Source organism: Oleiphilus sp. HI0043, assembly GCF_001634935.1.
In genome coordinates this window covers 23,393-37,988 of the sequence record NZ_LWEY01001600.1, presented here as the reverse complement: position 1 = coordinate 37,988, position 14,596 = coordinate 23,393, and the positions used below count along the sequence as shown (strand labels likewise).

Below are 14,596 nucleotides of genomic sequence, written 5' to 3'. Positions count from 1 at the left end.
CAAATGAGCGAAGAGACAAAACAAGACGAGCGCCGTCATTTTAGCCGAATTCTATTTAATGCCGATTGCACCTTGCGTCAGGATGACCTTGAATGGTCTACCGAAGTCCTTGATATTTCCTTGCGCGGAATTCTGGTTCACCGGCCTGACCACTTCAGCCTGGATGTTGATACGCCTTGCGAAGCGACCATCAGACTATCAGGTAGCGAAAGCCATATTATTATGTCACTCACCTTTTCCCACGAGGAAAACAATACCTTAGGTTTTAAATGCCAGCACATTGATATCGACAGCATGACCCACCTTAAGCGTTTAGTAGAGCTTAATGTTGGTAGCGACGATATTTTAATGCGTGAACTGGAACTTCTCACAGTCATTTAAATTAAGCTCTGCTCAAGTTTCCTCTCTATTTAAGCCTCAATAACTAGGAATTTCCTAAGTTCCTACTAAACTAATTAGTCATAGTAAACGCTTGTTTTCTTTAATTGACGTATAACTGCAACAAGGCACTCATGGGATCAGGACAACAAAAGCATATTGAAAGTGATCGCATGCTCAAGGCCATCACTGACCAAAGCTCTGAAGGCATTACAGTTGCCGACACTGAGGGTAATTACGTATTTGTTAACCCTGCTTTTTGTAAGATGAGCGGCTACAGCAAAGATGAGCTGCTAGGCATGACGGTGTTTGATATAAAGGCACCCGAACAAGATCACCGCTCTTTCGAAAGAACCAAAACCACTGAAGAAGGGCTAACCGTTGAAGTTTTGCTTCAACGTAAAGACGGAAGCACTTATCACTCAGAAGTGATTGGAAAGAATATTGATATTGACGGCAAAGCCCTGGTACTCGGGATAGTTCGCGATATCAGCCAGGAAGTAAAAACCGGACAAAAAATTCGTACCCTCTCCCAAGCCGTCGAGCAGAGCCCTGTGTCGGTCATGATCATCGCCACCAATGGGAGCATAAAGTATGTAAATCAGGCATTTGAAACGACCTCCGGCTACCCTCTTAGTGAGGTTGAAGGAAAGAAGTTTTTCAGCCTAATGCCTGACCACGCAAAAAAAGATACCTACGCAGCACTCTTCGAAGCGCTTGAAAAAGAACATAGCTGGGAAGGCGAAGTACAAATTCGTAAAAAGAATGGCGAGACCTTTTGGGAATATGGGCACATCTCTCCAGTAAAGGATGAGTATGGGAAAGTGATTCACTATCTTGCCGTCAAGGAAGATATCTCGACACGCAAAGCACAAGAAGAAAAAATATTTCACCAAGCGCATTTTGACTCGCTGACTGACCTGCCCAATCGACTTTTATCTTTGGATAGGCTCACCCACATCATTGGTGAAGCCCAACGTCAAAACAACAAAGTTGCCTTACTGTTCGTTGATCTAGACGATTTTAAAAAGGTTAATGACTCCCTTGGCCATGACATGGGTGACGAAGTATTGATGGTTGCTGCAGAGCGCCTATCAGAAGTACTTCGAACGGGCGATACAGTTGGCCGCTTGGGAGGCGATGAATTCATCTTAATTTTGGGCGGCCTAGATGACGAGAAGTCTGCGCAAAAAACTGCTGAGCGCATATTAGAACAATTCAGAAGCTCGTTTGATATTGAAGGTCGTAAACTGATGCTAACTGCCAGCATTGGCATTGCTCTTTTCCCTCATGACGGTGCTACTCCGACCGACTTGCTAAGAAATGCCGACTCAGCCATGTATCACGCTAAGTCTCTCGGGCGAAACGCCTACTCGTTCTACACTGAGGAAATGAACCAACAAGTCGCCCGAAGATTACAGCTTGAAGAACAAATCCATGGTGCCTTAGACCGAAATGAATTCTCGCTCGCCTACCAGCCTCAAGTCGATGTTCAGACTGACAAAATTATTGGAGCCGAAGCACTATTACGCTGGAATAACCAAACCTTAGGACAAGTACCTCCTGATGAGTTTATTCCGATCGCAGAGGAAACCGGGTTGATCATTCCTATTGGTCAATTTGTATTGCACCAGGCGCTATCTCAAGCATCAAAGTGGCAAAAGCAATACCAAGCAGACTTTCGCATGGCGGTTAACCTGTCGCCACGGCAGTTTCGAGATCCAGACCTGATATCTCAAGTCGAAAGAATTATTCAGGACCATCAAGTTGCCAGACATACACTTGAGTTTGAAATTACCGAGGGCGTTCTAATGAATAACCAGCAGTTCGTAAAAGATGCGCTAAGAGCCCTCAACCATCTTGATGTCCGAATATCGATGGATGACTTTGGAACCGGCTATTCCTCACTAAGCTATCTCAGGAACTATCCTTTTGACATGCTTAAAGTCGACCGTAGCTTCGTCAACGACTTAGTCGAAGACCAAGCCGACAAAGAACTAATTAATGCGGCGATTTCTATGGCTCACAGCTTAAACCTTAAGGTCGTCGCTGAAGGGGTCGAGAATCAGGAGCAATACAAGCTGCTCAAAGATCTAAACTGTGACTATGCACAAGGCTATCTGTTTGGTAGACCCATGGCGCCAGACATATTTGCCTGTCATTTAGAAAGTACGCTCGAAGACTAATCTAATAAGCTAAACCAAAGCATGTTAAAACAGAGCATTCAACAAATCAGGTAACTTCTTCACTAGCATAACTTCCATCCCTGCAATATCGTTTCTCGGTTTGTTTCCATAGGGAACAATCGCTCTTTTAAAGCCATGCTTCAGCGCTTCCTGAATTCGTTCCTGACCACTAGGGACTGGACGTATTTCTCCCGACAAACCGACCTCTCCAAAGATCACCATATCTTCAGAAAGTGACACCCCTTTCAAGCTAGAAACAATCGCTGCCAAAGTCGCTAAATCGGTACTCGTTTCCAGTGTCTTTACACCACCTACCAGATTCACAAATACATCCTGGTCGCCACAATGGATCCCACCATGTCGATGCATCACGGCCAGCAACATTGATAAACGGTTCTGATCCATACCCAAGGCGACTCGCTTAGGGTAGTTGCCTTGGCTCTCATCAACCAAAGCCTGTAATTCTACTAGCAACGGGCGCGTACCTTCCCAGAGTATCGTCACGACACTACCTGGCATTATCTCTTCGCCACGGCTTAGGAATATTGCACTCGGGTTCTTCACTTCAACCAAGCCTTTTTCGAGCATAGCAAAGACACCTAACTCATTCACTGCACCAAAACGATTTTTGATTCCTCGCAAAGTGCGATAACGAGTGTCACTGGAGCCTTCGAGCATTATCGAGCAGTCAATCATATGCTCCAAAACCTTAGGCCCGGCAATCGCTCCCTCTTTGGTCACATGACCAACCAGAAATAGCACCATGCCAGTCTGTTTGGCAAGACGGGTCAACCTGGCAGCACATTCTCTTACTTGCGAAACGCTACCTGGAGCCGACTCTATCGCTTCTGTGTGCATTACCTGAATACTGTCAACAACCAGCACTTTTGGCTTATGGACTTGAACCACTTCTTCTATTGATTCGATCCGGGTTTCAGAGAACATATTCAGCACATCAGCTTTGAGACCGAGGCGCTTTGCTCGCAGTGCAACCTGTTGTAAAGACTCTTCACCAGTAATATATAAGCCGTCCCTGCTTGAAGAAAGATGACACATCGTCTGGAGTAGCAAAGTACTTTTCCCGGCACCCGGATGACCTCCAACCAATATAGCAGAACCGGGAACTAAACCTCCCCCCAGCACCCGATCAAACTCACCTATACCGCTACTGAATCTGGGTTGATCTTCGAGGTCAATTGACCCCAAAGCCTTAATCTCGGACTTGGCGCCCGCATAACCCAACGAGGTACTGCTGCTCTTACTTTGCTTTGCTAGCTTTATTTCCTGAATAGTATTCCATTGGCCACAATCCGGACACTGGCCTTGCCATTTAGATAAATCTGACCCGCACTCAGTGCAGACGAATGCGGTTTTGCTCTTTGCCATGCTAAGCCTATTGCTATGAGATCTGATAATTATGCGTGCAAATAGATATGCTCGCTCTACAGGAGGAATATTATAGAGCTAATCGAGGAATTAAGTATATGAAGCCAGAAGGCCATCAATGATATATTGAGCAGTATGAAAGGAACTTTCTACTCTGCTGGAATAAAGTCATCTCGCTGGAAGTCACCTTCCAGAAGTTGCTCCCAGGTCGTTGTAAACGTTTCATCTGGGAAACTGGCTCCAACACGAGAATCATCACCATCATAATCAACACCGATCACCAGTGCACTAGGGTTTGACGTCAGGGTCACTCGCTCCAAACCCTGTCCTAATACCTTAAATATGCCATCAGTTGGATATTCGCCTATCGTGCCATTCAGCTTGCTAAAAGAGTCCATTGCATCAACTTCAACTGTTCCGCCAATCGAATCGGACTCCAAGACTCCTGAAAAACCAATCACATAGGTGCCTCGTGACAAATTCTCAACCTTTTCAGCATCAAAGTCAGTTAATGAAAACTCATTCAGTGAAGCATTCTGCTGTACGGACAAAGAAAAATCGCTATCGACAATGTTAAATGACTCAGTTTCGAGATCTTCTGAAATATTTGATAACTCAATTTCTCCATCTATAGTCGTGGTAATTTCGCCATCTTTAACTGCAAACTCATTGACACTTACATCTAAATGCCGACGATAGTACTGGCAGCGCTCTAGTTCCTGTTCACCTTCAAAAACATGATAAATTTCATCTCCGTCCAACGATGCTAAAGCACCAGCATCGACACCTAAACGCTCATTGATAATCAAGGTTGGCCTATTTTTGGCAACTTCATAAGATGCCCTTAGGGTAGATATTCGCTCACCCGTATCGCTATCGTAGCTGTGCTCATAAACTCGGACTATCGTGTCATCACCAAAGGGGAAAAATCTTACTTCATGGCCTGCTACATATAATGTGTCGTAATCAGGGCCTTCGTTTAGGATATTAAGCCTATCAACACAGTAATCAGTTGAAACCGGCATGAAGGTGTCATTTACCCCACCCATATCACTATATTCCATCGATAAAGCACCAGACACTTCTTGCCCTGTACTCAACTGACAATTGTCAAAGACCAGCTCTACTGTATCACCTTCGCTATAAGCCTGACCCGGCTCCCTAGAACTGTCCCAACTAATGGGGTCCTCAAATACATCTTTAACATAATTTCCGCATATCAAACTTAGATCTTCTGGAAAGTCTGATGCATCTAAATATCGATACAATGGCGAATCCAAGTAAGCTAAAAGAGTCGCTTGAAGCACTTTAAGAGATAAATCTTCGGACATGTCGACTTCGATATCGATGGTTTTGTTATCGATATTAGTTTCGGCATCACTTTGATATATGTCAGGATCCCCAACACTTTTGAAAAAGGCTATATTTTCTAAATTATCGCAAGCCACGATCATTGTAGCGCAGATACAAATTGAAATTGCCTTAGCAAAATAGAGAGAGAGATGCCTCATTACAGTTCCTTGGGAGACCTTAAGGGTTATCTATCGATTGTATTAAAAGAGTCGCACAGGTTAAATAAGAGCCTGCTGCAAATGTGACACGTGTGGGAATTACATGGCATTTTGTGCTAGAAAAAGAAAGGGTGCCACGTTGCACCCTTAATTCTATGCATTAGATAACGATCTTAAGCGTGATACTGAGCACTCAGTTCATGAACCGCATCAACAAAGTAGCCTGCATGTGCTGGATCAACAAATTGATGAATACCATGCCCCAGATTGAATACATGGCCTTCACCTGGACCATAAGATGCCAAAATTCTAGCCACCTCATCCCTAATACCTTTTTCTGAAGCATATAGCACCGACGGATCCATATTCCCCTGCAAAGCAACTTTATCACCTACCAAGGCACGCGCTTTACCGATATCCATCGTCCAGTCAAGACCAAGTGCATCAGCGCCGGTATCAGCCATAGAAGGCAACCATAAACCGCCTCCTTTGGTAAATAGAATCACGGGGACTTTTCGACCATCGTATTCCCGAATTAAGCCAGCTACAATTTTCTTCATATAAGCCAAAGAGAACTGTTGATATGCATGATCACTCAGGTTTCCACCCCAGGTATCGAAGATCTGAACCGCTTGCGCACCCGCTTTTATTTGAGCATTCAGATAATCAATCACAGACAAGGCAATTTTATCCAATAACTGATGCATAATTTCTGGCTGAGAATACATCATCGCTTTGATATGGCGAAAATCTTTAGAGCTTCCACCCTCAACCATATAAGTGGCTAAAGTCCAAGGACTCCCAGAGAAACCAATCAACGGAACACGTCCATTCAACTCTTTACGTATGGTGCTCACTGCATCCGTTACGTAAGTCAAGTCTTTAGAGGTATCAACTATAGGTAGTTTCTCGACATCCTCTGCTGTTCGAACAATCTTCTTGAAACGAGGCCCCTCACCCGTTTCGAAATAAAGACCCAAACCCATTGCGTCCGGAATCGTCAAGATATCAGAAAACAGAATTGCAGCGTCGAGCTTGTAGCGCTCAAGAGGCTGAATTGTGACCTCGCATGCTAGTTCTTTATTCTTACACAGACTCATAAAGTCACCGGCTTGCGCTCTGGTCGCTTTATACTCTGGCAGATAACGCCCAGCTTGACGCATCATCCATACAGGCGTCACATCAACCGGCTTACGCTCTAGCGCTCTCAGAAATCGATCATTCTTTAGCTCTGTCATTCACTGTCTCTTCAATATTAATAATCAAGAAATGTCTGGCAATGTTGTCCAGATACAAAAAAGGCACAGTATTATCAACCGTGCCTTGGATTTAGTCATTGATACTCATCACGTGCAGACTATATATCCAGGTAGTCCATGATGCCTTCAGCTGCCTGGCGGCCTTCCGCAATGGCGGTAACCACCAAGTCAGAACCACGAACCATATCACCACCGGCGAAAATCTTCGGGTTACTCGTCTGATAAGGGTACTCACCCTTCTCTGGCGCGACAACACCGCCCCAGCTATTAACATCTACCTTCACATCGGACAGCCATTCTGGTGGGCTAGGCTGGAAACCAAACGCAATCAATACTGCATCAGCAGGCAGGATTTCTTCACTACCTTCGATAACTTCCGGGCGACGACGACCATTTTCATCAGCGGCACCCAGCTGTGTTTTAACAACCTTCACACCTTCAACTTTATCATCACCTACAATCGCCACTGGTTGACGATTAAACATAAAGCCTACACCTTCTTCCTTGGCATTCTGAACTTCTTTGCGTGAGCCAGGCATATTCTCTTCGTCACGACGGTAAGCACAAACTACACTATCTGCCTGTTGACGAATAGAGGTTCGGTTACAGTCCATCGCAGTATCACCACCACCCAGAACAACCACCTTCTTACCTGCCATGTTAATGAAGTCAGCTTCATCTTTTTCAAAACCCAAACGACGATTAACGTTTGAGATCAAAAATGGCAATGCATCATGAACGCCTGGCAAGTCTTCACCTGGGAAGCCACCTTTCATGTACTTGTATGTTCCCATACCCATAAATACTGCGTCATAGTCATTTAACAAGTCATCAATACTGATATCTTTACCAATTTCGGTATTCAAGCGAAATTCAACGCCCATATCGGTGAAGATTTCTCGACGACGCGACATGACATCCTTTTCTAGCTTGAACTCTGGAATACCAAAGGTAAGCAAACCACCAATCTCAGGATTAAGATCAAAAACAACAGGCTTAACACCGTTACGAACCAGGATATCTGCACAAGCCAAACCGGCAGGGCCCGCGCCAATCACGGCAACCTTCTTGTCTGTTTTAACAACATTGGACATATCCGGGCGCCAACCCATAGCGAAAGCCGTATCAGTAATATACTTCTCCGCCGAGCCAATAGTCACCGCACCAAAACCTGCATTAAGAGTACAAGCACCTTCACACAATCGATCTTGAGGACAAACACGACCACACACTTCAGGCAAAGAGTTTGTCTGGTGACACAGTTCAGCCGCTTCAAGAATATTCCCTTCTGAAACCAGCTTTAGCCAGTTCGGGATATAGTTATGTACCGGGCACTTCCACTCACAGTAAGGGTTACCACACTCAAGACATCGATGAGCCTGTTCAGTCGCGTCATTCTGATCAAATGACTGATAGATCTCACCAAAATCTTCGGTACGACCTTCCATTGGAATTTTCTTTGGGTCAACTCGACCCACATCAACAAACTGAAAGTTGTTATTTAAACGCTTTGCCATATTCTAACCTCTAAACCTTATTCGCAATGAGAGTATTCGATAATTCGAAACACTACTCAGGGCGAGAACGCATGTTGTTAAGCAAGTTATCCAAGCTAGCCGCCTTCGGCTTAACTAACCAGAACTTAGCAATGAAGTCATCGAAGTGCTCAAGGATCTCTTGCCCCCACTTACTAGATGTCTCAGCAACATGCTCCTTAATAACGCCTCGCAAATGATTGCGATAAGGCTCCATTTGTTCAGTTGAAACTCTTTGAATTTCTACCAACTCATGATTGTATTTATCTACAAACGTATTTTCCTGGTCTAGCACATAGGCAAAACCACCTGTCATACCAGCACCAAAGTTATAACCTGTTTGACCTAGAACAGTAATCAAACCGCCAGTCATATATTCACAGCAGTGATCACCTGCGCCTTCAACAACCGCTGAAGCGCCAGAGTTTCGAACTCCAAAACGCTCACCAGCCGTACCCGCTGCAAACAACTTACCGCCAGTAGCGCCGTAAAGACAAGTATTACCAACAATGGATGTTTCCTGGGTTTTGAACTCACTACCTTGAGGGGGTCGAATGGTTAGTTTACCACCAGTCATACCTTTACCAACATAGTCGTTTGCATCGCCTTCAAGGTTCATATTCAAACCACCAGCATTCCAAACACCAAAGCTCTGACCAGCTGTACCCGTCAAATTCAAGTTGATTGGCGCACTCACCATACCTTGATTACCATGACGCTCTGCGATTTCGCCAGAGATTCGTGCACCAACCGAACGATCACAGTTAGTCACTTCGTAATCGAAGGTACCACCCGACTTGGATTCAATTGTTGGAACTAAGTCCTCAACCATTTTTTCGGCCAACAAGGCTTGGTCAAACGGAGCATTACGCTCTACCTTACAGGTATGCGGTTTATCTTCAGGTATTCCCTCAGTCGAAAGAATCGGCGATAGGTCAAGCTTGTTCTGCTTATCAGTAGTACCTGACAAAATGTCTAACAAATCTGTACGACCAACCAGCTCTTCCAAACTACGAACACCTAGCTTAGCCATCCACTCACGCGCTTCTTTCGCAACAAAGCGGAAGAAGTTCATTACCATTTCTACGGTACCGTTGAAGTACTCATCACGAAGTAATTCGTTCTGAGTCGCAACACCCGTCGCACAGTTGTTCAAATGACAAATTCTCAAATAACGACAACCCAAAGCAACCATAGGCGTGGTACCGAAACCAAAACTCTCGGCACCCAGTATCGCCGCTTTAACAACATCCAGACCTGTCTTTAAACCGCCATCGGTTTGCAGACGGACGCTGCCACGCAAGTCATTGCCGCGCAGAGTCTGGTGAGCCTCGCTCAAACCAAGCTCCCAAGGAGAACCCGCATATCGGATAGAGGTTAGCGGACTTGCAGCCGTGCCACCGTCATAACCGGAAACTGTAATCAAATCAGCATAAGCCTTGGCAACACCTGCGGCGATAGTACCAACACCCGGTTCAGATACCAGTTTCACAGAAACCAATGCCTTTGGATTAACTTGCTTCAAATCAAAGATTAGCTGCGCCAAGTCTTCGATAGAATAAATATCGTGATGCGGTGGCGGTGAAATCAAGGTCACACCTGGCACCGAATATCTTAATGTCGCAATCAGGTTATTTACCTTACCACCTGGTAACTGACCACCTTCACCGGGCTTCGCACCTTGGGCAACTTTGATCTGCAAGACATCAGCATTACGCAAGTAGTGTGGCGTTACACCAAATCGGCCTGATGCGATCTGCTTGATCTTGGAACGTTTTTCCGTACCAAATCTCGCTGCATCTTCACCACCCTCGCCAGAGTTAGAGCGGCCACCTAGACGGTTCATTGCAACAGCAAGTGCTTCATGTGCTTCAGGAGACAAAGCTCCCAAAGACATTGCTGCCGAGTCAAAACGAGGGAAGATATTCTCTACCGGCTCTACTTCGTCTAAAGGAATCTCTTTAGCAGAATCACTTAAAGCAAACAAATCCCTTAAGGATGACGCTGGACGTTCATTTACCAAGGTTGCGTACTTCTGGTAAACAGAGTAATCGCCCGACTCAACTGCTTGCTGAATTGTATTGACAACATCCGGGTTAAAGGCGTGATATTCCTGACCGTGAACAAACTTCAGTAAACCACCTGGCTGGATCGATTTACGCGCCTTGAAAGCTTCTTTAGCCAACAGTGCTTGCTCTGATTGCAGGTCTTCAAAATCAGCACCCTGAATTCTACTTGCGACACCTTTAAAGCATAGGTCAACAACATCGTCTGCAAGACCTACTGCTTCAAACAATTGAGCGCCACGGTAAGAAGCAATTGTAGAAATACCCATCTTCGATAAGATCTTCAACAAGCCCTTACCAATACCGCGACGATAATTATTTTTCGCCTCGATTGGGTCCATCAGCATCTCACCCGTACTGATCAGGTCACTCATAACCTGATAAGCCAAGTAAGGGAAGACTGCCGTAGCACCAAAACCAAACAACACCGCGAAGTGATGAGGGTCACGGGCAAAACCAGACTCCACAATAATATTCGAGTCGCAACGTAAGCCCTTCTCAACCAAGTGGTGATGCACTGCACCCGTTGCCATAAAGGCATTTAGTGGTAATAAGCCAGGTTCGATATCTTTATCCGACAAAACAAGCACAACCTTGCCTTGTCTAACAGCTTCTTCTGCTTGCTGGCACACATCAACAATTGCTTGCCTTAAGCCAGTCTCTTCTTTGTACTGAAGGCTAATCAAGGCATGTTCAAAACCATCTTTATCCGAGCTAAAGCAGCTAAACTTCGCAGGTGTCAGTACCGGCGTAGCCAAAATAATTCGCTTCGCATGCTCAGGCGTTTCTTCAAATACGTTCTGCTCTACACCCACACAGGTTTCCAGAGACATAACAATCGCTTCACGCAATGGATCAATCGGTGGGTTAGTCACCTGAGCAAACTTCTGTCTAAAGTAGTCTGAAACTGAACGAACACGAGTCGACAATACTGCCATTGGCGTATCATCACCCATCGAACCTACTGCTTCCTGGCCCGCCTCAGCTAATGGACGCAATACCTGATCTCGTTCCTCGAAAGTCACCTGGAACATCTTCATGTGCGTCTTTAGGGTATCAGCATCCATTGCTTGGAACGCTTCATGATCTTTGTCTAGCGTTGCCTCAATACGAACCGCGTTTTCTTTTAGCCACTTTTTATAAGGGTGAGCAGACTTAAGGCGGCTATCGATATCATCAGTATGTAGCACTTCACCCGTTTCAGTATCAACCGCTAGAATCTGTCCAGGACCAATTCGACCCTTAGCAACAACATCTTCCGGCTTATAGCCATAAGTTCCAATTTCGGATGCAACTGTAATGTAACCATTCTTAGTGATAACCCAACGACTTGGGCGCAAACCGTTTCTATCCAGTAAACAGACGGCGTAACGGCCGTCAGTTAGAACCAGACCAGCCGGTCCATCCCATGGTTCCATATGCATACTGTTATATTCATAGAAAGCACGTAGTTCGCTATCCATGGTGTCAACGTTCTGCCATGCAGGTGGAATCATCATACGAACGGCACGGAATAGGTCTACACCACCTGCCAGAAGTACCTCAAGCATATTATCCATACTGGAAGAATCTGAACCAGTACGATTCACCAAAGGAGATAATTCTCCCAGCTCAGGCAGTTCGTCTGTAGCAAACTTGCTTGTTCTCGCTGTAGACCAGTTTCTATTGCCTTCAATCGTATTAATTTCACCGTTGTGAGCAATACATCTAAATGGCTGGGCTAGTGGCCACTTTGGCATAGTATTAGTGGAGAAACGCTGATGAAAAACACAAATGCTTGTCTCAACATCTGGATTACCCAGATCCAAATAAAAATTCGGCAGGTCAACCGGCATCATCAGCCCTTTATAAGACACGACTTTTTCTGACAAACTACAAACGTAGAATTCTTCATCAGACGCCAAAGCCATTTCAGTCTTACGGCGCGCAACAAAAAGCTTAAGAGACAGTTCACGCTCACTAAGCCCGTCAGCCTGAACAAAGACCTGCTCAATCTGTGGCAAGCAATCCAGAGCCATACGACCCAAGCAATCGTTATTAGTCGGAACCAAGCGCCAACCAACAACGGTAAGACCTTGTGCTTCAAGCTCTGCACTCATCGTTGTTTTAGCTTGCTGCGCTTTCGTAGGGTCCTGTGAAAGGAAAACCATTCCTACGCCGTAAATCTCATTCAGATCGGCGCTAAACTGCTCCTTAACCACCTGCCTGAAGAACGTATCAGGTTTCTGAATCAACAACCCACAGCCATCGCCAGTTTTACCATCTGCTGCGATACCACCGCGGTGAGTCATACATGTAAGTGATTCTATCGCCGTCAATAGTAGATCGTGACTTGCCTGCCCTTCCATCTGGGCAATCAAACCAAATCCACAGTTATCTCTAAACTCTTCCGGGCGAAACAAACCTGCTGCCATAACATTCTCTCTACAAAATATCATTTAAAATCATACAGTTAGAACTAACAAAACTAACAAAACCATATGACTATGAAAATTGGGGTTGGACATTTTACACATCGTGCTTATTCAGTACAAACTTAAAGAAGGCGTATAAGCAGAAAAAACTCGTAGAAAAGCATAAACTATCCTTATATTTCAAATAGATAGCTTCAAAAAACTAATTTAGTTATTGCCTCGGATAAGACTTGAGAATTCCAGCATAACTCCTCAACCAAGGCTGTTGAGAAGTAATAATTTTAGGTGCCACCTTGAGCGCAGCATTGGCGGAAGCCTTATCAGGATAAACACCATAAAAAACAACAAACCAGGGTTTACCGCGATGCAGCGTTTCAAGATAGTATATCGGCTGAGCACTTTTACTTACGCGCTTTGCGAAGTCTATCGCTGTTTTCTCGTTATAGCTACCTAAAATTTGAGCTGAATAACCACTTGAGTTTTGGGATGCAACCCATGCTTTCCCCTTAAAGAACGGCTTAAGTATTTCACGGCTGCTCTCTGCGGCAGGAATAATTTTTTCCTGTACATTTTTAGCGATTTTCTCTATCTGCAAAGTATCGCTAACTAGTTGATCCGATTCTGGAACGCTAACTTCTTTATCTGCTAGAGTGCCATCTTGTACCTTGTCGGGCTCAACAAGCTCTTTAACACCAGCGCTCTCTGGAATTGATCGAGACGCCGACATTTCAGGCTTATTGAGCGAACCTTTTTTAATCTCGCCACTACCCTGACGACCTTTATCCAAACTATCTATATTGCTTTCTGAAGCTTTAGCCAAACTCTCTGACAGGGCCTGATCAAGCATTCTTAACCTTGCTTCTCTCTGTTGCTCTACGAGAGACACTTTATTTTCATCAGAGTTATTCTCTTGCTCCGGCTGCTCGTGCGCGACTGCTTCGCTATCTCCTTCAGTAAACAAGCCATATTGATAAGACACGAGTAAAAATGAGAAGCAAAGCAGAACGGCAACACCCCAAAAAACCTGCTTCGGCACTCCTTTACGGCTCTTAACCGGTAGCTTTAATGCCCCCGGTTCTAACACGACACTACTGAACAAACGATTCACCCGACCAGGCAAACCTTTCCCCATATCAATTAAATGTTGCACCTGACTTTCTGACAGCTCTAACAAGCCGGTATAGCCAGCATACTCCAATCTCAACTGGAGATATTCCAGCATATCTGAAGCACCTAAAGGCTTAAGCTGCATTTGATGCAACCACTCGTCATCACCTTCTATGTGACTCAAACGAGCAAGCTGCAGCAAGCTTGGCAAACCCGAAAAAATTGCTACCACTCCGCTTTCTTTAGGCAACTGACTGAAATATGAAAAGTAAAATTGAAGCTCTTTTTTTGATAATAGGTCTGCGTTATCAAAAACCAGAACCTTTCTCACACCATCTTTCTTGAACTCATCTTCCAAATACTGCAATAAACGGGAAAATGATTGACGCGTAGTTTCACCAACTATCGAATCTAAACCAACAAGCTCGCCAAAGTCATGTATAACAGATTTCGACTTTTCCTTATTAGCAAGCTCCTGAGCATCTGTAACGTAGATACTCAGCTCGCCAGCTGAAGATTTTGCAAATTTATTAAGTAGAGTGGTTTTGCCAGCACCTTTTTCGCCAGTAAGCAAGAGAACCATATCGCCAAAGGTCGACATATGGCGCAGTGTTTCTAAATTATGCTGACGCTGCGCCCCCTCAAAAAATACTAGCATTCGCTCATCGAATGGGTTTTCTTTCAAGTTAAAGTGCGAAATGAGCTGCTCACTCAAAACATTATTATTTTTTGTCACACTCATATCAGACTTATC

General features: G+C 44.8%; 8 protein-coding genes. 2 read left to right on the top strand and 6 right to left on the bottom strand.

Features of this window, described 5'->3' with window-relative positions; genetic code table 11:
* Nucleotides 1-3: 3 nt before the first annotated feature.
* Together A3729_RS23825 and A3729_RS23820 are read left to right on the top strand one after the other, a co-directional pair.
* A complete protein-coding gene (locus tag A3729_RS23825) occupies nucleotides 4-381 on the top strand; it encodes a PilZ domain-containing protein (RefSeq protein ID WP_068513956.1) in 378 nt (125 codons plus the stop codon).
* Nucleotides 382-512: 131 nt separating this feature from the next.
* Nucleotides 513-2,564 (top strand): EAL domain-containing protein, encoded by a 2,052-nt coding sequence (locus A3729_RS23820; protein ID WP_068513955.1) that lies wholly within the window; start codon nucleotides 513-515, stop codon nucleotides 2,562-2,564.
* A gap of 24 nt (nucleotides 2,565-2,588) precedes the next feature.
* On the opposite strand, the gene radA is transcribed toward A3729_RS23820, so the two are convergent.
* The 6 genes from radA to A3729_RS23790 form a co-directional block, all read right to left on the bottom strand.
* A complete protein-coding gene (gene radA, locus A3729_RS23815) occupies nucleotides 2,589-3,950 on the bottom strand; it encodes a DNA repair protein RadA (RefSeq protein ID WP_068513952.1) in 1,362 nt (453 codons plus the stop codon).
* Nucleotides 3,951-4,099: 149 nt separating this feature from the next.
* Entirely contained in the window at nucleotides 4,100-5,461 is a 1,362-nt protein-coding gene (locus A3729_RS23810; RefSeq protein WP_156495262.1) for a hypothetical protein, read from the bottom strand.
* Nucleotides 5,462-5,634: 173 nt separating this feature from the next.
* Nucleotides 5,635-6,699, bottom strand: coding sequence for a uroporphyrinogen decarboxylase (gene hemE, locus A3729_RS23805; protein WP_068513946.1), 1,065 nt, complete (start codon nucleotides 6,697-6,699; stop codon nucleotides 5,635-5,637).
* Nucleotides 6,700-6,818: 119 nt separating this feature from the next.
* Nucleotides 6,819-8,237 (bottom strand): FAD-dependent oxidoreductase, encoded by a 1,419-nt coding sequence (locus A3729_RS23800; protein WP_068634367.1) that lies wholly within the window; start codon nucleotides 8,235-8,237, stop codon nucleotides 6,819-6,821.
* A 52-nt stretch (nucleotides 8,238-8,289) separates the two neighbouring features.
* Nucleotides 8,290-12,735: a glutamate synthase large subunit gene (gltB, locus tag A3729_RS23795; protein WP_068506603.1), complete on the bottom strand. Its 4,446-nt coding sequence runs from the start codon at nucleotides 12,733-12,735 to the stop codon at nucleotides 8,290-8,292.
* 211 nt (nucleotides 12,736-12,946) lie between these two features.
* On the bottom strand, nucleotides 12,947-14,578 hold the full coding sequence (locus tag A3729_RS23790; protein WP_197476020.1) for an AAA family ATPase: 1,632 nt from the start codon (nucleotides 14,576-14,578) through the stop codon (nucleotides 12,947-12,949).
* Nucleotides 14,579-14,596: the final 18 nt, after the last annotated feature.

Coding starts and splice junctions, on each gene's coding strand:
- radA (WP_068513952.1), bottom strand. CDS start 3,950: ATGGCAAAGAGCAAAACCGCATTCGTCTGCACTGAGTGCGGGTCAGAT.
- A3729_RS23800 (WP_068634367.1), bottom strand. CDS start 8,237: ATGGCAAAGCGTTTAAATAACAACTTTCAGTTTGTTGATGTGGGTCGA.
- A3729_RS23820 (WP_068513955.1), top strand. CDS start 513: ATGGGATCAGGACAACAAAAGCATATTGAAAGTGATCGCATGCTCAAG.
- hemE (WP_068513946.1), bottom strand. CDS start 6,699: ATGACAGAGCTAAAGAATGATCGATTTCTGAGAGCGCTAGAGCGTAAG.
- A3729_RS23825 (WP_068513956.1), top strand. CDS start 4: ATGAGCGAAGAGACAAAACAAGACGAGCGCCGTCATTTTAGCCGAATT.
- A3729_RS23810 (WP_156495262.1), bottom strand. CDS start 5,461: ATGAGGCATCTCTCTCTCTATTTTGCTAAGGCAATTTCAATTTGTATC.
- gltB (WP_068506603.1), bottom strand. CDS start 12,735: ATGGCAGCAGGTTTGTTTCGCCCGGAAGAGTTTAGAGATAACTGTGGA.